Below are 19,607 nucleotides of genomic sequence, written 5' to 3'. Positions count from 1 at the left end.
TGAACTTATAAAGTTCTCAACCAAACAAAAATATGGAAATGCAAACTCACTATAAGTTTGACTGACATATTGGGGAGAATCACCTGACGTCAACGGCGGCCAACCATTTTGACGCAGGTATACAGCTAGTTTTTTAGGAGTTTTCCATGGAAAATGTGTTCAAGCGTTCGGTATTAGGAATTGCGGTTGCAGCAGCTGCAACTATGGCTGCATCAGCACAAGCAGCACCAGCAACAGACTCTGTTGATCTTTACGGTCAGATTGCTGTCTCTGTATGGCAATTCGGCGAAGATAAAATCGGTGGTGGTGATGCACCGCTGAAAGTTGAAAACGAATCCCGTTTCGGCCTGCGTGGCTCAAAAGATCTGGCCCGCGGTCCAAATTTGATCTGGCAGCTGGAAGGCGGTGACGTCGGTGATAACGGTGGTAACTCCGGTCTGGGTGTGCGTGATACTTTCGTGGGTGTGAGCTTTGATGACGGCGGTAAAGTTCGTTTGGGCCGTATGCTGACGCCTCTGTATGAGATGATTGACTGGCCGTATTCAGGCCAGCGTGCCGGTGCTATTTTTGACTGGGGCGGCGATGTCGTTGGCGGTGCACGTTACGATCGTCAATCTAATATGGTGCGTTATGACTCAGGCAACTACAGCGGCTTTACCTTTAACGTAGCGGCTGGTCGTGGCGATGAAGGCAATAAAGACTCTAACTTCTACGGCGTTGGTGCACATTATTCAACGGGTATGTTTACTCTGCATGCTGGCTATGAAGCTGGTTTCGACCGTAAAGTAAGTGCATCTTCCGTATTCTATGATGCGTACTTAGCTCAGCAGCCAGGTAACAAACCAACTTATTCCGATGTAGAAGGTGACACACTCTCTGACACCAATGCTTATCTGCTTGGTTTCGAACTGAACCTGGGTGATTTTGGTCTGTACGGTGCGTTCAAAAACGAAAAAGCCGATTACGCAGATACAACCCTTACTGTTGATGGAACTGACATCAGTGTGACTGATTTGGATATCGACCAAAACAGCTATTCTGTTGGTGCAGTGTACAACGGTGTGGCGAACTGGCAGTTTAAAGCCAACTATGCCGCTAACCTGGAAGCTGATGCTAAAGGTAACTCAGTTTCAGGTACGGAAGATTACATCGTTTCTGCTCAGGCGCTGTACTTCCTGGATGACTCTGCGCTGACGTATGTTCGTCCATACATGATCTCGAAAGACGACTCAGACGCTGAGTTCGGTTGGGGATGGGGAGTAGAATACTACTTCTAATTGCTCAACTGCTACTGCCTTATTTCATTTTGGCCGGCCTTGAAGGCCGGTCCTTTTGCTTAGCTGGGTTGGGCAATCATTGTTTAGATAAGCCGTTTAAAACAGCAATGTTAAGGCAAGCAATGTCAGCGTTGGACTGGGATTTCAAAAGCACCTTTAAAGGTGCTTTTTTTATTGCTAACACAAAACCGCCGCCAATGGCGGCGGTGATTTTTTTTCGTTTCAGCGGATCAGGCTTATTTATCCATGTTGCTGATTGCCCAGCTCAGAAATGCTTTTCTGCTCTCAGGGCTGGCTTGTTCAAACCAGTATTTCAGCATGTTATCGATATCAGGATGATTGGGCACTTGTGCTGTATTGGTTGTACCTGGCTGCGATTGTGGCGCATTGTGTAACGAAGCAACACTTTGGGTTTGGTTGTACTCTTTGGTCAATGTGACGTAATTTGGTGAGATATCAAACCCAACGGACAGCGTATCCGACTTAACATTAATAGGTTTGCCGTTATCAAGTATGTCGAAGCTTGGCGATTTATCGTATTGCTGGCCTTGTGCCAGGGTATCAATACGTGGAACCTTAAGTTCCAGTTTGGTATCAGTGGCTTCAAAAAGTGCAACAATAGGGACTGAGTCGTATTTTGTCTTCAGACTGCCCGATTCCATGACAATTTTTCCAATGCGAAAAACGACCTGGTTTTGTCCGTCAGGCAATTCCAAAACAGGCTGATGATTAAAACCAAGTGAGGAATAACCAGCATCCTGGCCATTGACAACCAGAAGATGGACACCTTTCGGCAGTTCTACATTTACCTGCGCCATTGACGGAGAAGCTAAAGCCAACAGCGCAGATGACAGGAGTAACTTTTTCAGTTTCATTGGGCACATTCCTCAAGCGCTAAGGGAGTTTTTGAGTAGGGTTTGTAAAAATACAGTTTACTGAGGCTGTGAGCGGGGTAAAGCAGTAAAACTGGCAAACTTGTATAATCTGAAGCTGGTCACTCTCGCTACGCTCGATTGCATCAGGTTTTCATCTCTTGCCTGAATAGCAGGTTGAGGATTGGCGTGTCAGTGGTAGAATGCCGCTAATGCTCACTTATCGTTTGAATCATTTAGATTGAAGGTCTTTTCATGACGGTTAAAACTCGTTTTGCTCCAAGTCCAACAGGCTTCCTCCATGTCGGCGGTGCCCGTACGGCACTGTATTCCTGGCTATACGCTAAACACACTGGTGGCGAATTTGTACTTCGTATTGAAGATACTGATATCGAACGTTCCACCCAGGAAGCTATTGATGCGATCATGGAAGGTATGGAGTGGCTGGGCCTGAACTGGGATGAAGGTCCATATTATCAAACCAAGCGTTTTGACCGTTATAACCAGCTGGTTGATCAACTGCTGGCTGAAGATAAAGCGTATAAGTGCTATTGCTCAAAAGAGCTGTTGGATGAAATTCGTGAAGAGCAAATGGCTGCTGGTCTGAAGCCCCGTTACGATGCCAGTCACCCTCGTATTATTGCAGCCAATGCGGCGGCAACTGCAGACTCTCCGTTTGTGATTCGTTTCCGTAATCCGAAAGAAGGAAGCGTTGTTTTTGATGATCATATCCGTGGTCGTATCGAAATCAGCAACAGTGAAATGGATGATTTGATTATCCGTCGAACTGATGGCAGCCCGACGTATAACTTCTGCGTAGTGGTTGATGATTGGGATATGCAGATCACGCACGTGGTACGTGGCGAAGATCATATCAACAATACGCCTCGTCAGATCAACATCTACAAAGCCTTAGGTGCGCCAGTACCTGAGTTCGCACATTGTGCAATGATCCTGGGTGATGACGGTGCCAAATTGTCTAAGCGTCATGGTGCGGTAAGCGTGATGCAATACCGTGATGACGGTTATCTGCCTGAAGCGTTGCTAAACTATCTGGTTCGGCTGGGATGGTCACATGGCGATCAGGAAATTTTCTCTCAGGAAGAAATGATTGAGTTTTTCAGTCTGGACGACATCAGCAAGTCTGCATCTGCATTTAACACAGACAAACTTCGCTGGCTGAATAATCATTACATCAAAACCTGCGAGCCTGAATACGTGGCTAAGCATCTGCAATGGCACCTGGACCATCAGGCTATTGCTACCAGTAATGGCCCGGCTGTTACAGACGTGATTCAACTGCTGGCTGAGCGTTGCGATACCCTGGTTGAGCTTGCTGCTCAGTCTCGCTATTTCTATCAGGATTTCTCCGCATTTGATGAAGCCGCGGCGAAAAAGCACTTACGTCCGGTGGCTAAAGAGGCACTGGAACTGGCGAAAGCCAAAGCGCAAGCCTTGGATAGCTGGAATACTGAAGCATTACATCAACTGATTCAGCAAACCTGTGAGGAGCTGGAGCTGGGGATGGGCAAAGTCGGCATGCCGCTGCGTGTAGCGGTAACGGGTCAGGGACAATCACCATCGGTGGACGCTGTAATGCATTTGATCGGTAAAGAGCGTGTTGTTTCACGTATTCAAATGGCTCTCGACTATATCGCACAGCGCGAAGCGAATGCTTAATCACCACTGTCATTGAGTGGCTGAGTACAGATAAAGTTTTGAAGATGAAAAGCGGAGGCCAGTGCCTCCGCTTTTTCTTTGGGTGGAGCGCTATTTGTTTTGTCTTTCAAATGTATCTACGCAAACCCAAAAGTTTTGTGCGCCAGCACAGTATTGCATGGCATCTTGTGGGATTTGAGTTGGTGTTCCGGACAATGTATAAGCCAACGCATTAAAGCTTAACGCCATCAGTGCGGCTGTTACGAACATTGCGAACTTTTTCATAGCTCTCTCCTTTTGTGGCGGCACAAAGTGATAGGTGAAAAGAGAATGTTATGGACATATTCTCTGGTTTTCTTTTATCACTTGGTCTTTATCACTATTAGACTAGAACAAGATCATATTTTTCAATTATTAAAAAGAGTCAGAATCTTGTCATGCAAATAGAGTGGCCGAGCGGTGAATAATTTCACTTTGAGCAGGAAAAAGCCGTGTCTTATCTCATCAGTGAGACAGAAGGAAGCAAAGAAGAGAGTAGAAGCGTGTAACGTTTGGGGAATGGCGCTCCCTGCAGGAGTCGAACCTGCGGCCTTCCCCTTAGGAGGGGGACGCTCTATCCTGCTGAGCTAAGGGAGCCTTTCTGAAAATGCAGAAAGGCCATTATACCCAAAAGTGATGAATTATTAAGTAATTAGTATCTGCGATCTGGTTGCTTGGTCAGTAAATCGCCAGGTTGGATACTGGCAGCTAAATCGCTTTGTTGCACACTGCCTTCCGCGGAAGTTTCATAGACGCGGTCGACAACCAGCGTCATGCTGGTTTCAACCATCCGGTTACGGGAAATACCGTACTGGTCGATGAACCCGGCGGTATGCCAGAGCTTTAATTCATCACCCTGTTTTACGCCATGGACTCTGCCGACATTGATCTGTACCTGATTGCCATGTGCATTAATGACTTCAGGCAGACTGGCCCGGCAGGCCAGAGACGATTCCATGTCCAGCATGATATTCCGGCTTAAACGTTGCAGCGCAGCACCATAAGGTGATACCCAGAAGCGGGCGCTTTGAGTATCTACCTGGCTGATGCGGGAAAACGGCCATTCTGCTACTTCCCGGTATTTCCGCTGGGACAGAATTTCCCCCGTTTTGCCGTTGATCACCATGGTTTCTACGGAAAACTGTCTGTTAATTTTGTCATCAGATAGCAGGCTTTGATCAAGCGTGGAGGTCAGATCCGTCACCTGTCCGCTGATAATATATTGTGCATCATAATCTTCCGCCAGCATCATCATAGCGTCGGGATTACCTGGCTGGAGAGGGATCTCACTGGTGCCTGTCACAACAAAGCTCTGCGATTGCTTACCAATCTGCCGCTTAAGTAACTGGGTAAAATCTTTGCCGATTTGGTAAATGCCCCCCAGCGCCGCTTGTTGAGGAACACTGAGCGAGAAATCACTGATCAGCAGGCCTTTCTTGTACTGGATGTTGTGGCAACTTTTTGCCGACGGGTAGATATCAACCCTGGCGGTGACATAGTAATTGCCGTCCTTGGTAAACGCCTTGCTGATCTGCACGTGGCGAACTTCGGTGCCATTGAACTGATAATCCTGCCTGTCTTCCTGAAAGTAAGGCTTCATTTGCGCAAAGCTGGAAAAATCAGCCCCTGAATAGTACATGGCGCGGTAGACAGCGTCTTCAATCGCATTGGTTCGGGCCGATGTTTTACTTTCCAGCAAGATAGCCTGGCCAGTCACTTCAAACCAGGCGGCCTGTAGTGGTAAAGCAGTGAGCATTCCCAGACCCCAAAGGGCTTTCCTGAGCGTCTTTTTCATAGGTTTTCCAATCTCGGGGGCGATTTCGGTACGATAATTGCTAAGTTTTGTGTGTCGTTCAGGTTGAATCACCATGGATTCATGCTGATTAGCCTATCAGCTTTTTGCTGTGCCAACATCCTGAGTCGCTAGCTGATGCATGCAAAGAGTGTTCCCAAAATTTCGAATTGGGAGCGAGGCAATGAAAAGTCGTAAAGTTTTCGAGATAGCGGACGATAAAAAGCCATTGTCTCGTTTCTTCCGGAGCAGGGTAGAATGAAAAAATTGACCATCTTGCTGTTGTCGCTGCTGACAGCATCATGTGCATACTCACCAATTTATAATGGTAAAGAGAGCTATACGGGCAGCAATTTTCTGCTGGCGGAAACGCCTCGCCATACCATGGACTTTTTTATTGAAGGTCTGACCAAGCAGTTGGTCGATTCGAATCAGTACCTGACAGCGAAAACACCGCTGGCCGTGACTTCATTTGTTGATATGCAGCAGATGAATGAAACAAACTGGCTGGGTAATGCCGTTTCTGAAGGCTTCATGTATCACATGCAGCAATTGGGATACACTGTGGTGGATTACAAGGCAACCGGTGCGATACGTGTGACAGCGGAAGGGGATTTTTCCCTGAGCCGTAACTGGAAGGAACTGGCTGCTGAACAACCGGTGGACTATGTACTGACCGGGACAATGCTGCGCCAGGGTGGCGGGGTGTTGATCAATGCACGTGTGATTGGTATGCGCTCCCGCGTCGTGATCGCCAGCGCCCAGGGATTCCTGCCGGAAGACCGGATCGGACGCGATTTGGATACACTCAATAAAATGCGTCTGGAAAACGGTGTTCTGATTCGCTCAGAAGCAACAAAATTTGAGAACAATTCAATTATTTTAAAACCTTAGGAGTCACTATGCGGTTTTGGTGGATGGCTGTTTTGCTGATTACCCTGTCTGGTTGCCAGCCGTTAACAGAATTTCGCGATATCAACTTGCTGACTGCGGTTGGCTACGCTTCAATCAGCGAGCAACGCGGTCAAACCCTTGAAGAAAAACGCATTCGTGCGATGCGGGCTTCGAAAGTGGATGCTTACCGTGAGCTGACCGAGCAGGTCTATGGCATGCGTATCAGTGCCAGGACGGGACTGACAGATCAGCAACTTGATTCAGAAGAGACCGATGGCGCGGTGGACGGCGTGATTCGCGGAGCAGAAGTGATCCGCAGCTACCCGGTAGGCGATAGTTATGTGACTGAAATGCAGCTCGATTTAAATAAAATGGAGCGAATGAAGCAGCAGGGTGAGGTCTATCATGTACCTGCGAATCAGGAAGTGATGTTCTAAATACGCTTTCGTCAGGCAAGGCGGCAACTTTATGCCAGTCAGGTTGCCGCCTTGTCTTTGTCTCTAACTCTTTGCTTCTTCTTTCGGCTTGTCTGCTGACTCATCTATCCGAAAAACGGGAAGTTGCCAGCTGAAACGAATCGCGGCAAGGCGCAGCAGAAACCCTGTCACCAGTGTGACCCCTATCGCAATGTTCTCCGACACACCAAAGTGAAGCTGGGCCATGTAGAGTCCGGCAGCAATAAATGCGACCGAAGCGTACAGCTCTTTGTGAAGCACTAATGGCGTGCGACGGCAGATCAGATCCCGAAGCAAACCACCAAATACACCCGTTACCACGGCGGCAACCAGACAGATGATCACAGGTTGCCCCATATTCATGGCAACCCGGCAGCCCAAGATGCTGAATACGATCAGACCTAATGCATCTAAAATAACGAATATTTTATGAAAGCGAACCACCAGAGGCGCAATCCAGGTGGTGGCTAACCCCGCCAGGCACGTGATAAGCAGATACTGCGGGTTGGCAATCCAGTTCAGGGGATAATGACCCAAGAGTATGTCCCGAACCGTCCCGCCGCCTATGGCTGTTGCACTGGCAACCAGCATCACACCAAACCAGTCCATGTGGCGCTTGCCGGCAGCCAGAGCGCCTGTCATCGCTTCTGCGGTGATCCCGACAATATATAAAATGGTTAATAGCATGAAAATCAGACTCTTAGTGAATAGGGATAAGGTATTGGGCGCAATGGTAAATGTGATTCAAGTCAATATCCAATGAAATTTTTGAGTGGTTTCATTAGCTGACGTAATTCTGACACCCGAATGCCAAACAGATAGCCTTGCAAGCCATTCTGACTGAGAGTGTCTACGAGATGGGAGTGAACAGTTTGAATGCTACCAGTTCGGCCTTGATTTATAACGTTTTTGCACAGAGACAGACATAGAGCACATCAGTGTCAAATAACTGACGGGTAATGGGCGGGGGATTCAGGCTTTCAGGTTCGTGCCTAAGGAACGCAGATTCTGTGCAACACCTTCTTTGTTGTATGTCTGGTGATGACCCAGGCTCTGCTGGAACAGATTGTTAAGTTTGTGGAAACTGAGCTGCGCACGCTGCAAAGCGGCACCGTTAATCTCGTTCTGGCTTCGGCATTCGTCAACCAGCGCCTGGATGGCTTCCACTTGACGGGTAAGCTCAGGATTTTCTTTCAACTGACTGCTTTGCGAATGTCGGGCGATTTGCTGATCCTGAAGCTGGATTTTATCGACCAGTGATTTTTTGTCACTGGCATGCCGGGTAATGTCGCCAGCCTCACGGTTCACAATTGACGCCCTTTCCTGCTCTAGCAGGCGTAACAGAGCCTCAAGCGTGGCATGTTGCTGGGCAAGTAATTGTTCTATGGTTGGCGACATGTTTCTGCACTCCGGCGCTGAATCTGCAAGCTATGGATAATATCAGAGCCCGCGTAATTCGTCCTCAAATCGCAGCATATTGCTGGCCAGTCGATCCGCATCAACCTGGTAGGAACCATTGCTGATGGCATTTTTAATCGACTCGACCTTGTTGCGATCAAAGCTCGGTTCAGCAGCCAGTTGCTGATGAATTTGCCCGACCGCACGTGCCTGCGAGCTCAGTGAGACCGCATCCCGAGGCGTGTGACCAGACTCTTCTCTGGCCTCGGTCCTGCCTTGTGTGTTGTTCGTACTGCTACTGTTGCGCAGGTTGCTTAACAGCTGACCACTACGCAGGGAATCAATACTTGCCATAATCGTGTTGCCTTTAACAGATATTCATCGTTGATGCCCTGCTATCGGCAAGGCTATGACTAACTTTAGCATTTTTTTCGTTCAGTACTTCACTGTGACTTCACCAACTGCGGTAATGGTCGCATTGATAATGCGGCGTGACTTATTGTTCTGCACCCGTATGTCTTCACCCAGAGAGCCATCGGACAGCGCTGTCCCCTTAGTTACTATGTTCAGGCCACTCTGGCCTGCTCTGATCAGCACGGAATCGTTACGGCATACCAGGCAGATATCATTACCCAGTACGGCCTCACCCAGGTTGATATTACGTTTTACTGTCGAGCCGATGATTTGCTCAGGGTATTCGAACACTATGCCTCTCTGATAACGACTCTCAACCTGACGTACCTGCAAGTCTGAGTCGGCAATGACTGCGCCGCGGGCCAGTGGTCTTGCGGCAACGACTCTGGGCAGCAAGAGGGAAACCTGCACCGGTACGTAAACCTGCCAATTTGTTGAAGGGCAGCTGACCAGAACGGTGACATTGCCGGTCAGAGACTGCTTACCCGGCACAGACGTATCAAGTGCGTCTTGGCAATCACCAATGCGTAACCGGTTATCCAGCTCGGAGGCTGTAATGTCCAATTCTCCGCGCTCTGGTTTGTCCACCAGGCTTCTGATGTGATCCGCTGCTGCCTCGCGCACATTACTGAGCATATTATCGCTAGCAGCAATTGCATTCATGCTTAAGAAACCGCACAGTATGCCGATAAAGATTAAACAGAGTGTAAATTGTGTTCTTCCTGTCACGCTTTTCGCTCTTTTTATGTCGCTTTCTGGGGCTACAATTGCCCCATGATAGGGGATTTTGACTCGGATTACCCGTTGATCCTTCAAGATTGTCTATTTTTACAACAATTCATTTCGACAACTTTGGAGTCACGTTATATGTCGGGGATATTGGATTCTGTGAACCAGCGCACTCAGCTTGTGGGACAAAACCGTCTCGAGTTGCTGACCTTCAAGCTGAACCGCCGCCAGCGCTACGGCATTAATGTCTTCAAGGTCAAAGAGGTACTGCAGTGCCCTAAGCTCACAGCCATGCCGAATCTTCATCCGCTGGTGAAAGGGATAGCCCATATTCGTGGTCAGACCATTTCTGTGATTGACATGAGCCTGGCAACTGGCGGACGTCCGATTGAGAGCACAGAAAATTGTTTTGTGATCATCTCCGAGTTTAATCGCTCTGTGCAGGGTTTTTTGGTGTCTGCTGTTGAGCGAATCATTAATATGAACTGGGAAGACATTCTTCCGCCTCCTAAAGGTGCAGGCAGTGGTAACTACCTGACCGCGGTGACAGAAATTGATGGTGAATTGGTCGAAATTCTGGATGTGGAAAAAATCCTGGATGAAATTTCACCAAGGCACACGGAAGTGTCACAGACATTGCGGGATGAGATGATTCGTGACAATCCGGTCACTCGCCGCGTACTGGTGGCTGATGACTCCAGTGTGGCGCGTAAACAGGTGCAAAGGGCAATTGAATCAATCGGTTGCGAGTGCATTCTGGTGAAGGATGGTAAAGAAGCCCTCAACAAGCTCCGTGAAATGGCAACAGAAGATAGTATCTATAATCAGCTTGATTTAGTGATTTCTGATATCGAAATGCCTGAAATGGACGGTTATACCCTGACGGCGGCCATCAGAAATGATGCCAAACTAAAAGATTTACATGTTATCCTGCACACCTCGTTGAGTGGGGTATTTAATCAGGCCATGGTAGACAGAGTCGGTGCTAATGCGTTTATTCCCAAGTTTAATCCTGATGAACTTGGCGCAGCAGTTAAAGCGGCCATGCCTGAATAAACTAACGTTAGAGTAGTAGATGACAGCCATAACAATTAAAGACCAGGAATATCGAGATTTTTGCCGTTTCTTGGAAGGTCAATGCGGTATCATTCTTGGCGACAGCAAGCAGTATCTGGTTCGGAGTCGCCTGAGTCCTTTGGTCAACCGCTTTGGTCTGGCGTCGCTCTCTGAATTGTTGCAGATTGTGATCAGTGGCCGTAACCGTGAATTACGGGTCGCGGCAGTTGATGCCATGACAACGAATGAGACACTGTGGTTCAGGGATACCTATCCGTATACTGTACTGGCCGACAAGATCCTGCCGGAACTGGCCACGAATAAGCGGCCGATACGCATCTGGTCTTCCGCAAGCTCTTCAGGCCAGGAGCCATACTCCATTGCCATGACAGTACTGGAAACACAGCAGCGCCGCCCTGGTATGTTGCCACTGGGCATTCAGGTGACTGCCACAGATATTTCGCAAACCATGCTGGATATGTGCCGGACGGGTGTGTATGACGCTCTGGCGTTAGGCCGTGGCCTGTCCCCGGAGCGCCGGCAAGCGTTTTTCGAACCGATTGGCGACGGGCGGATGCGAATTGGCAGCAAGGTAAAGCAGATGGTAAATTTTCGTCCGCAAAACCTGAAAGACAGCTACGCGTTGCTCGGTAAGTTTGATGTGATTTTCTGCCGCAATGTCCTGATTTATTTTGCGCCAGAGATGAAAGCGAAAGTGCTCAATCAAATGGCGGCCAGCCTGAACCCAGGCGGTTACCTGCTGCTGGGCGCATCTGAGTCTCTGACCGGACTGACTGACAGGTTTGAGATGATCCGCTGTAACCCGGGTATTATCTACAAGCTGAAGTGATTCCGTCGTAGTCGAGCCGACGCATTAGAACTGATGCATGAGAACAGAAGTATTAGAACAGAGGGGTCCGTAATGGACCCTTTTTTGCATCCCTGCATTTGTGCTTTGCCCCCGCAAGACTGCCGGCATCGCCTCCTTTCGTTCCGCTATCACACCATTTTCAATATTGGCACGCCCTTTGCAGATAAATCAGTAAGTGATTCAGGAGGCAGACGATGGCCATTTCTTTTGATAAAGCATTAGGTGTGCACCAATACACAGTTGGTGTCAGGGGTAAAAGGGCTGAAACCCTTGCCAGTAACATCGCTAACGCCAATACACCCGGTTATAAAGCAAAAGACATGGACTTTCAGCGCGCGCTGAATGCGGCAACATCAGAGGCAAAAGTTGGCCTCAGCCGTACCAATGAGCGGCATATTGCTGCCTCCACCAAAGTCATGGGTGAACAGAAGTACCGTGTGCCCGATCAGCCGGATACCGGTGATGGCAACACGGTCGATGCTCAGTTGGAGCAAAACCTGTTTATGCAAAACGCGCTGGAGTATCAGGCATCGCTGGATTTTCTGGGCTCGAAATTCAGTAATCTGAGCAAGGCATTAAAAGGGGATTAATAAATGAGTTTGTTTAACGTTTTTAATGTCACCGGTTCGGCAATGAGTGCGGAATCCGTACGTCTGAACACCACGGCCAGTAACATGGCGAATGCCAACACCGTCAGCAGCTCTGCGGCACAAACGTACAAGGCGCGTCACCCTGTGTTCGAGGCGGCGCTGCAAAGTGCCAGCTACCAGCGTGAAGAAAGTGTTCCTGTAAGGGTGAAAGCCATTGTCGAAAGCCAGAAGCCTTTGACGGCGGAATATAACCCGGCACACCCTTTGGCCAATGCCGAAGGCTATATCTATAAACCGAACGTTAACGTGATGGAAGAGATGGCGAACATGATCTCGGCTTCACGTTCCTATCAAAGCAATGTTCAGGTCGCAGATGCCAGTAAGCAGATGCTGATGCGAACACTGCAGATGGGCAAATAAGGGTAGGGAGTAACTGACATGACCGGTATTAAAGGCACAGGTCAAAGCCCTTTGTCCTATATTGACCAGCTTAAGAGCATGCAGGAGAAAAAACTGCAGTCTGAGCAGAAAGTAACTGGACAACAAGAGCTTAAGCAGGAAGATTTTCTGTCATTGCTGACCAAGCAGATGTCGCAGCAAGATCCGTTCAAACCTGTTGGTAATGATCAGATGATTGCGCAGATGGCGTCGTTTGCCACAGTTGACGGCATCAGTAAGATGAACGAACAGTTTGGTGGCCTGAATGCTGCCATGACATCCAATCAGGCCCTGCAGGCATCTTCTCTGGTCGGCCGCGATGTGCTTGTTCCGAATCCAACCGGTTCGAAATCTGCCGAAGGTGGTGTCGCGGGAATGGTTAAGTTGCCGCAATCGCTTAATAACCTGATTGTTCGGGTTGAAAATGCGACAGGCGAGCTGGTACGCAGCTTTGATTTAGGCTCTAAGCCTGCCGGTGATCATCGCGTGGCATGGGACGGTAAAGATGACCGCGGCAATATGTTGCCTGCCGGTAAGTATCAGCTGAAAGTCAGCGGACTGGCCGACGGCAAGAACTCAGAATTTGACGTTTCGACTTACGCCAACGTGAACAGCGTGCTGCTGGGCAATGGTGACGGTAATGTCATGCTGAATCTGGCTGGATTTGAGTCCCCGATTAAGCTGGCTGAAGTGCTGGAAGTCGGCAAGGCATAACGCCGGACGCATTAATAAATCACCAGCGACATCAATAAGGTGTGGCTGGTGAACAATAAGTACGCTGTACACAGAATTCAGGAGAGTCACCTATGGGCTTTAATGTCGCACTGAGTGGACTGGGCGCCGCCCAGAAAGATTTGAACACCACAAGTAACAACATTGCCAACGCCAATACCTACGGCTTTAAAGAGTCGCGGGCCGAATTTGGTGATGTGTATTCAAACTCTATTTTTTCCAACACCAAAACTACTACAGGTGGTGGTGTCCAGAATTCTGTGGTTGCTCAGCAGTTTCATGAAGGTTCCAGTATTTATACCAACAACCCGATGGATTTGCGTATTTCCGGTACCGGCTTTTTTGCCGTATCAGACCAGCGTCTGGAGCCGAACAATAACAGCCTGACCCGTAACGGTGCTTTCCATCTGGACAAAGATAATTACATTGTTAACTCAGAAGATCAGTTCTTATTGGGATACGGTGTGGATCAGGAAACGGATCAGGTGGTCTCTTATGAACCACAGGCGCTGAAAGTGCCGGATCAATTTGGTCAGCCGAAAGCCACCAGTCAGGTCGAGATTGGTGTCAACCTGCCTGCTAACGGTGACCCGAAAGACATCAATCAGTTTAACTTTGAAGACCAGGATACCTATAACAAATCCACTTCTGTCACCATGTATGACTCCTTAGGTCAGCCATACAAAATGACCAGTTATTATGTGAAGGACAATACGCAGCCAAATCGCTGGGCGACGTTTTATACCGTGACGGATGCCGACGGTGAGAAGCCGCTGGACATTGCCGACGGTGAGGCAACCAATGCCGCGGGACATACCGGCGCACTGGTTGATTTTAACTTCGACGGAACAGTCGCCCAGGTAAATGGCGGTAACCCGATGATTTCTGAAGCTTTCAGTGCAGCTGGTCTGAGCATGAACGGTGCGGATGGTTCACAGACGCTGAACTTTAACTTTGATGCCCCTACTCAGTTTGCGGCGCCGTTTGAAGTGCGTAAGTTCAGTGAAAATGGTGCCACCACAGGTTATCTGGCCAAAGTGGATGTCGATGCCAAAGGCTCTATTGTGGCAACCTATAGTAACGGGGAAAACATTACCCTAGGCCGTGTCGGTATGGTTCGTGTTCCGAACGAGCAGGGGTTGCTGTCCAAGGGCGGTACTCAATGGGCGGTAAGCCAGGAGTCGGGTGCTGCTGTTTGGGGGGAGGCGACCTTCGGTGCGTTTGGTTCGGTGAAAAGCGGTACGCTGGAGCAGTCAAACATTGACATGACTCAGGAACTGGTGGATTTGATCACCGCGCAGCGTAATTTCCAGGCCAACTCCCGTGCCCTGGAAGTGGACAACAGTCTCCAGCAGACCATACTGCAAATTCGTTAATCTCATCTCGTCTGACATTGCCGCCTGAGCCTCTGATGGCGGCAATGTTTGTCCGACACCTGTCTTTCAGATGCCATTTCTTTGGCACCTCGCTGGTTTCCCATCTGCGTTATGGCAAGCATCTCTCACTAATTACCTGATCTTTCGCTGTTTCATGACTGTTTTTCAGCCATTTACCAATGTGGTACGTATATTGCTTCTATAGCTGCAGTACTGATTGGGAGACTCGAAATGGATCGTGCACTGTACCTGGCAATGAGCGGCGCTAAACAAGATATGTATGGCTTGCAGCTTCATGCCAACAACCTGGCTAACGTTCGTACGACTGGCTTTCGCGCTGATTTAGAGCAGGCGCGGAGTATGCAGGCGTTTGGCGAAGGCATGCCGTCCCGTGTGTTTTCCATGACAGAGAGACCGGGGCAGGATTTTGCCCAGGGGGCAGTGATGACAACAGGCCGGGATCTGGATGTTGCCGTAGAAGGTAACGGCTGGCTGGCGGTATTGGATGCCAGCGGCCAGGAAGCCTATACCCGTGCCGGTCACCTGAAAATCGATCAGACAGGCTTGCTGCAAAACAGCAATGGCAGCCTGATGGTCGGTGAAAATGGCGGCCCGATTTTTATTCCTCTGCCAATCAGCAAAATTGAAATCGGTAAGGATGGCACTGTTTCGGTCCGTCCTCAGGGCGCACCGGCCGATGCGATGGAAGTGGTTGATCGCATTAAAATGGTGAAGCCGGACAACAGTGAAGTTTTTAAAGACGTTGATGGCCTGTTCAAATCCAAAGTGCCCGCGCAGATATTTGATGCCGATGCTGAGGTGACTCTGCTGAGCGGTGCGCTAGAGGGCAGTAACGTGAATGCCGTGGGTGAAATGACCAGCATGATAGATCTTCAGCGTCATTTTGAAATGCAAGTTAAGTTAATGAAAACCGCAGAGGAAATGGACCAGGCGTCCTCGTCTCTGCTGCGTTTGGGCTAATTAGGAAAGGAATAACACATGCATCCAGCATTATGGGTCAGTAAAACCGGTCTTGACGCTCAGCAAACAAACATCTCGACCATTTCGAATAACCTGGCTAACGCCTCGACCATAGGCTTCAAAAAGAGCCGCGCAGTGTTCGAGGATCTGTTTTATCAGAACATCAACCAGCCTGGCGGTCAGTCCACTCAGGATACGACCTTGCCATCCGGTCTGATGCTGGGGGCGGGTTCAAAGGTGGTGGCAACACAAAAAGTGTTTACTCAGGGTAATACCCAGACCACCAATAACGCCATGGACATGATGATTGAAGGCGATGGCTTCTTTCAGATCCTGCTGCCGGACGGCAACATAGGCTACACCCGGAATGGTCAGTTCACTATCAATGAAGAAGGCCAGATGGTGACCTCAGGTGGCGGTTATTTGCTGCAGCCTGAAATTGTCGTGCCGGAAGATGCGGTCAGTATTACTGTCGGTACAGACGGTGAAGTGTCTGCCCGTATCCGTAACCAGCAGGAAAGCCTGGTACTGGGCCAGCTGACCACGGTCGATTTTATCAACCCGGGCGGTATGGAGCCTATCGGTCAGAACCTGTTCCTGCCAACCGGTGCGAGCGGCGATCCGCAGGAAGGCGTGCCAGGTCTGGAAGGGTTTGGCCAGATCCGCCAGTCAATGCTGGAAACGTCCAACGTGAACGTGACTGAAGAGCTGGTCAATATGATTGAAGCTCAGCGCGTGTACGAAATGAACTCCAAAGTGATTTCAACCGTTGACCAGATGCTGAGCTATGTGAACCAGCAGCTTTAATTAAGAGTGGGGTCTAAGATGAAAAATTGGTTGTTGACTGCTTTAATACTGACGCTGACCGGTTGTGTCCAGATGCCGGAACAACAGGATGAGCTGACACAGGCGACGACCAATGTCGATGCCGTAGAAGGGAATCAGGATTCATCGGGCGGTGATTTGATTGACCTTGTACGTCGTCGTGATGATCCGCAGGCCGGCGACCCGGCCTGGAGCAGTGTTCGCCCGCAGGATAAACCGGCTCATTACGCCACGGCGACCGGTTCTTTGTTCAGCCAGGCGCTGGCGCAGGATATGTATGATGATACCCGTCCGCGCGGGATCGGTGATATCGTGACCGTGATGCTGGCTGAGAAAAACAAAGCGAATAAAAGTGCCAGTACCGATCTCGACAAGTCGACAGATCTTACCATGGACCCCCTGACACTCGGCGGCAAGCCGCTGACGATTGGCGATCGCGACATCTCTTACGATGTCAATAACTCCAATACCTTTTCAGGCAGTACCTCAGCCGACCAGAGCAACAGCATCCAGGGCTCAATTTCAGTCGAAGTGGTTGACGTATTGGCGAACGGTAATCTGCTGGTGCGCGGCGAGAAGTGGCTGACACTCAACAGCGGTGATGAGTATATCCGGCTGAGCGGCACGATTCGTCCTGATGACATCACGCAGGAAAACACCATAGAATCGACCCGGATTGCCAATGCCCGCATTCAGTATTCCGGCACCGGCGACAGGCAGGATGTGCAGGAGCAGGGCTGGCTGGCCCGGTTCTTTAACGTCAGTTTGTAAGCCATGTATTTCCCTTTAACCGCCACCCGACGATGAGAGTATGACAGTGACCAGACAAATGCTATGGGCAGGACTCGCCCTGTTGATGGCTTTCCCTTTGCAGGCCGCCCGAATTAAGGATGTCTCTGAAGTTGCCGGGGTGCGGAGTAACCAGTTGTCAGGTTACGGTCTGGTTGTTGGTCTGCCGGGAACCGGGGAAACTACGCCATTTACCGACCAGAGCTTCAATGCCATGTTGCAAAACTTCGGCATCCAGTTGCCGGCAGGCACCAAACCCAAAACCAAGAATGTGGCCGCTGTAGCTGTCAGCGCGACCTTGCCGCCTTTCACCAAGCAAGGTCAGCATATTGATATCACTGTTTCTTCTATCGGCTCGGCGAAAAGCCTGCGCGGCGGCACCTTGATTCAAACTTTCCTGCGCGGCCTGGACGGTAAAGTCTATGCGGTGGCGCAGGGCAGCCTGGTGGTTGGCGGCTTCAGTGCCGAAGGTCTGGACGGTTCTAAGCTGGTGGGCAATAACCCGACGGTCGGCCGCATTGCAAACGGCGCGATTGTCGAGCAGGAAGTCCCTAACCCGTTCAGCCGCGGCGATCATCTGACTTTTAACCTGTTTGAATCTGATTTCACCACAGCGCAACGTATGTCAGATGCCATTAATCAGTTTCTCGGCCCTGATATGGCCGCGCCCATTGATGCCACTTCGGTACGTGTACGTGCGCCGCGAGATGTGAGCCAGCGGGTGGCTTTCCTGTCGACTATCGAAAATCTTGAATTCGACCCGGCCGAAGGCGCGGCGAAAATTATCGTGAACTCCCGTACCGGGACAATCGTTGTCGGGCAGCATGTAAAGCTTAAACCGGCAGCGATTACCCACGGTGGTATGACAGTGTCGATCCGGGAAAATCCTACTGTCAGCCAGCCCAATCCATTCTCCGGCGGCGAAACTGTGGTGGTACCTGACTCTCAGATTGAAGTGACGGAAGAAGACTCCCGGATGTTTAAGTTCAATCCGGGGATCACCCTGGATGAGCTGGTACGCGCGGTCAATCAGGTGGGGGCTGCGCCTTCCGATCTGATGGCGATTCTGCAGGCACTGAAACAGGCTGGTGCCATTGAAGGCCAGCTGATCATTATTTAATTATGGCTGGCACCTTGTGTGAAGGTGCTGATGGAAAGACCATTACAGGCAGATAACTGACGATGAAACCGACGGACCCAGGCTTTGTCAACGACCTTGCTAATCTTGACAGACTTCGTGCTGGCATCAAAGGCAAAGGGGATACGGAATCTTTGAGAGCAGCAGCAGAGCAGTTTGAAGCCCTGTTCACTCAAATGCTGTTTAAATCGATGCGTCAGGCCAATGAAGCCTTTGAGTCTGATCTGATGAGCAGCTCAAACACCAAGTTTTTTGAAGAAATGCGCGACGAGCAAATGTCCAGTGAACTCAGCGCCCGCGGTTCGCTTGGTCTGGCTGATCTGATCGTAGAACAGCTCAGCGCATTAGAGCAGCCACCGGCAACACCGGAAGAGCAGGCGAAAGCGGCGCAAGAAAAAGCCGCCGGTTTCGAAGCCATTCAGCAGTCGCGTCAGGTGTCTGCCGATGATGTGCTTGCTAAAGTCTTCGCTGCCAAAGATACAACAGCTATAGACACGGCGGCTAAAGATAAGATTGCGTCCGCGCCGGATCAAGCGGCGATACCAGCAGCTTCTGCCACTACGCCAGCCGAGCTTGTTCGTTCGCCACTGCGCCAGCCGCAGGAAAAACCGTTTTCTTCGCCGGAAGATTTCGTGACCCGCATGCGTCCGTTTGCTGAAAAAGCGGCAGGCATGCTGGGCACCGATCCGGCAGTGCTGATTGCGCAGGCGGCACTGGAAACCGGCTGGGGTAAAAAAGTGGTTAAAAATGCGGCAGGCGACAGTAATAATCTGTTCAACATCAAAGCGGACCCACGCTGGGCCGGCAATAAAGTGGCCACTCAGACGCTGGAATACCATGACGGCATTCCGGTTCAGGAGCGGGCGGCATTTCGCTCTTACAATAGTTATGAAGACAGCTTCAACGACTATGTCCGTTTTCTGAACGACAACCCGCGTTATTCAGAGGCACTGGCCTCGCCGCAAGATCCGCGCCGTTTTATCCGTAACCTGCATCAGGCCGGTTACGCGACCGATCCGAAATACGCTGATAAAATCATCAATGTGATGGAGTCAGTGAAAAAGCTGATGAAATAAGTGTCATTAAAGTCACTGGATCCCCGCCGAGCGGGGATGATAAATGTCACTAAAATTCATTGATTTAGTGTTATTCCCACGCAGGCGGAATTCTCAGATCACGGCATGTCAGCGATGTGCCGAGCCGATGTCGCCAGCGGTTTTCCAGCAAAACTTCCTGCTCCCCCTTTCCGGCAACGAATTGCCCATTTCAGGCTACCTGTCTT

Annotated in this window: 22 protein-coding genes and 1 tRNA gene; 15 read left to right on the top strand and 8 right to left on the bottom strand. The window is 50.0% G+C overall.

Annotated features, from left to right (window positions below):
- Window positions 1-146: 146 nt before the first annotated feature.
- Entirely contained in the window at window positions 147-1,277 is a 1,131-nt protein-coding gene (locus KCG43_RS05465) for a porin (RefSeq protein ID WP_192014674.1), read from the top strand.
- 236 nt (window positions 1,278-1,513) lie between these two features.
- On the opposite strand, the gene KCG43_RS05460 is transcribed toward KCG43_RS05465, so the two are convergent.
- Entirely contained in the window at window positions 1,514-2,152 is a 639-nt protein-coding gene (locus KCG43_RS05460) for a DUF2057 domain-containing protein (RefSeq protein ID WP_218383781.1), read from the bottom strand.
- Between the two features lie 252 nt (window positions 2,153-2,404).
- On the opposite strand from KCG43_RS05460, the gene gltX reads away from it, so the two are divergent.
- Complete coding sequence (gltX, locus tag KCG43_RS05455; protein WP_218383779.1) at window positions 2,405-3,829, top strand: glutamate--tRNA ligase; 1,425 nt, start codon at window positions 2,405-2,407, stop codon at window positions 3,827-3,829.
- A 90-nt stretch (window positions 3,830-3,919) separates the two neighbouring features.
- On the opposite strand, the gene KCG43_RS05450 is transcribed toward gltX, so the two are convergent.
- From KCG43_RS05450 to KCG43_RS05440, 3 genes are all read right to left on the bottom strand, one after another.
- Entirely contained in the window at window positions 3,920-4,093 is a 174-nt protein-coding gene (locus KCG43_RS05450) for a hypothetical protein (RefSeq protein ID WP_162940893.1), read from the bottom strand.
- A gap of 274 nt (window positions 4,094-4,367) precedes the next feature.
- A tRNA-Arg gene (locus KCG43_RS05445) sits at window positions 4,368-4,444 on the bottom strand.
- A gap of 55 nt (window positions 4,445-4,499) precedes the next feature.
- Window positions 4,500-5,642 (bottom strand): flagella assembly protein FlgT, encoded by a 1,143-nt coding sequence (locus KCG43_RS05440; RefSeq protein WP_192014677.1) that lies wholly within the window; start codon window positions 5,640-5,642, stop codon window positions 4,500-4,502.
- A 255-nt stretch (window positions 5,643-5,897) separates the two neighbouring features.
- Between KCG43_RS05440 and KCG43_RS05435 the strand changes: the two genes are divergently transcribed.
- Together KCG43_RS05435 and KCG43_RS05430 are read left to right on the top strand one after the other, a co-directional pair.
- Window positions 5,898-6,533, top strand: coding sequence for a FlgO family outer membrane protein (locus KCG43_RS05435; protein ID WP_192014678.1), 636 nt, complete (start codon window positions 5,898-5,900; stop codon window positions 6,531-6,533).
- Window positions 6,534-6,541: 8 nt separating this feature from the next.
- Window positions 6,542-6,970 carry an LPP20 family lipoprotein gene (locus KCG43_RS05430; RefSeq protein WP_120510248.1) on the top strand — a complete coding sequence of 143 codons (429 nt, stop codon included), beginning with the start codon at window positions 6,542-6,544 and terminating at the stop codon, window positions 6,968-6,970.
- Window positions 6,971-7,033: 63 nt separating this feature from the next.
- Here KCG43_RS05430 and KCG43_RS05425 read toward each other — a convergent pair whose 3' ends face one another.
- The 4 genes from KCG43_RS05425 to flgA all read right to left on the bottom strand — a co-directional run bounded on the left by KCG43_RS05425 (window position 7,034) and on the right by flgA (window position 9,529).
- Window positions 7,034-7,675, bottom strand: a complete 642-nt coding sequence (locus KCG43_RS05425) for a trimeric intracellular cation channel family protein (RefSeq protein ID WP_192014680.1) — start codon at window positions 7,673-7,675, stop codon at window positions 7,034-7,036.
- Window positions 7,676-7,960: 285 nt separating this feature from the next.
- On the bottom strand, window positions 7,961-8,386 hold the full coding sequence (locus KCG43_RS05420) for a flagella synthesis protein FlgN (RefSeq protein WP_192014681.1): 426 nt from the start codon (window positions 8,384-8,386) through the stop codon (window positions 7,961-7,963).
- A gap of 42 nt (window positions 8,387-8,428) precedes the next feature.
- Complete coding sequence (gene flgM / locus KCG43_RS05415; protein WP_120510251.1) at window positions 8,429-8,740, bottom strand: flagellar biosynthesis anti-sigma factor FlgM; 312 nt, start codon at window positions 8,738-8,740, stop codon at window positions 8,429-8,431.
- 81 nt (window positions 8,741-8,821) lie between these two features.
- On the bottom strand, window positions 8,822-9,529 hold the full coding sequence (flgA, locus tag KCG43_RS05410) for a flagellar basal body P-ring formation chaperone FlgA (protein ID WP_218383777.1): 708 nt from the start codon (window positions 9,527-9,529) through the stop codon (window positions 8,822-8,824).
- A 138-nt stretch (window positions 9,530-9,667) separates the two neighbouring features.
- Here flgA and KCG43_RS05405 point away from each other — a divergent pair, with 138 nt between their 5' ends.
- The 11 genes from KCG43_RS05405 to flgJ all read left to right on the top strand — a co-directional run bounded on the left by KCG43_RS05405 (window position 9,668) and on the right by flgJ (window position 19,401).
- Window positions 9,668-10,585 carry a chemotaxis protein CheV gene (locus KCG43_RS05405; RefSeq protein ID WP_192014683.1) on the top strand — a complete coding sequence of 306 codons (918 nt, stop codon included), beginning with the start codon at window positions 9,668-9,670 and terminating at the stop codon, window positions 10,583-10,585.
- 19 nt (window positions 10,586-10,604) lie between these two features.
- Window positions 10,605-11,435 (top strand): protein-glutamate O-methyltransferase CheR, encoded by an 831-nt coding sequence (locus tag KCG43_RS05400; protein ID WP_192014684.1) that lies wholly within the window; start codon window positions 10,605-10,607, stop codon window positions 11,433-11,435.
- A gap of 215 nt (window positions 11,436-11,650) precedes the next feature.
- Window positions 11,651-12,046, top strand: a complete 396-nt coding sequence (gene flgB / locus KCG43_RS05395; protein WP_192014685.1) for a flagellar basal body rod protein FlgB — start codon at window positions 11,651-11,653, stop codon at window positions 12,044-12,046.
- Between the two features lie 3 nt (window positions 12,047-12,049).
- A complete protein-coding gene (gene flgC, locus KCG43_RS05390) occupies window positions 12,050-12,466 on the top strand; it encodes a flagellar basal body rod protein FlgC (RefSeq protein WP_027253915.1) in 417 nt (138 codons plus the stop codon).
- A gap of 18 nt (window positions 12,467-12,484) precedes the next feature.
- A complete protein-coding gene (locus tag KCG43_RS05385; protein WP_192014686.1) occupies window positions 12,485-13,198 on the top strand; it encodes a flagellar hook assembly protein FlgD in 714 nt (237 codons plus the stop codon).
- A gap of 92 nt (window positions 13,199-13,290) precedes the next feature.
- A complete protein-coding gene (gene flgE, locus KCG43_RS05380; protein ID WP_218383775.1) occupies window positions 13,291-14,592 on the top strand; it encodes a flagellar hook protein FlgE in 1,302 nt (433 codons plus the stop codon).
- 231 nt (window positions 14,593-14,823) lie between these two features.
- Window positions 14,824-15,573 (top strand): flagellar basal-body rod protein FlgF, encoded by a 750-nt coding sequence (gene flgF / locus KCG43_RS05375; RefSeq protein WP_192014688.1) that lies wholly within the window; start codon window positions 14,824-14,826, stop codon window positions 15,571-15,573.
- 18 nt (window positions 15,574-15,591) lie between these two features.
- Complete coding sequence (gene flgG / locus KCG43_RS05370; RefSeq protein WP_027253919.1) at window positions 15,592-16,380, top strand: flagellar basal-body rod protein FlgG; 789 nt, start codon at window positions 15,592-15,594, stop codon at window positions 16,378-16,380.
- 18 nt (window positions 16,381-16,398) lie between these two features.
- A complete protein-coding gene (flgH, locus tag KCG43_RS05365) occupies window positions 16,399-17,169 on the top strand; it encodes a flagellar basal body L-ring protein FlgH (RefSeq protein ID WP_192014689.1) in 771 nt (256 codons plus the stop codon).
- A 40-nt stretch (window positions 17,170-17,209) separates the two neighbouring features.
- Window positions 17,210-18,307, top strand: a complete 1,098-nt coding sequence (locus KCG43_RS05360; RefSeq protein WP_272872717.1) for a flagellar basal body P-ring protein FlgI — start codon at window positions 17,210-17,212, stop codon at window positions 18,305-18,307.
- A gap of 62 nt (window positions 18,308-18,369) precedes the next feature.
- Window positions 18,370-19,401 carry a flagellar assembly peptidoglycan hydrolase FlgJ gene (gene flgJ, locus KCG43_RS05355; protein WP_218383773.1) on the top strand — a complete coding sequence of 344 codons (1,032 nt, stop codon included), beginning with the start codon at window positions 18,370-18,372 and terminating at the stop codon, window positions 19,399-19,401.
- Window positions 19,402-19,607: the final 206 nt, after the last annotated feature.

It is taken from the genome of Photobacterium sp. WH24 (genome assembly GCF_019204055.1).
Classification (GTDB): domain Bacteria; phylum Pseudomonadota; class Gammaproteobacteria; order Enterobacterales; family Vibrionaceae; genus Photobacterium; species Photobacterium arenosum.
This window is presented reverse-complemented; position numbering and strand designations above follow the sequence as displayed.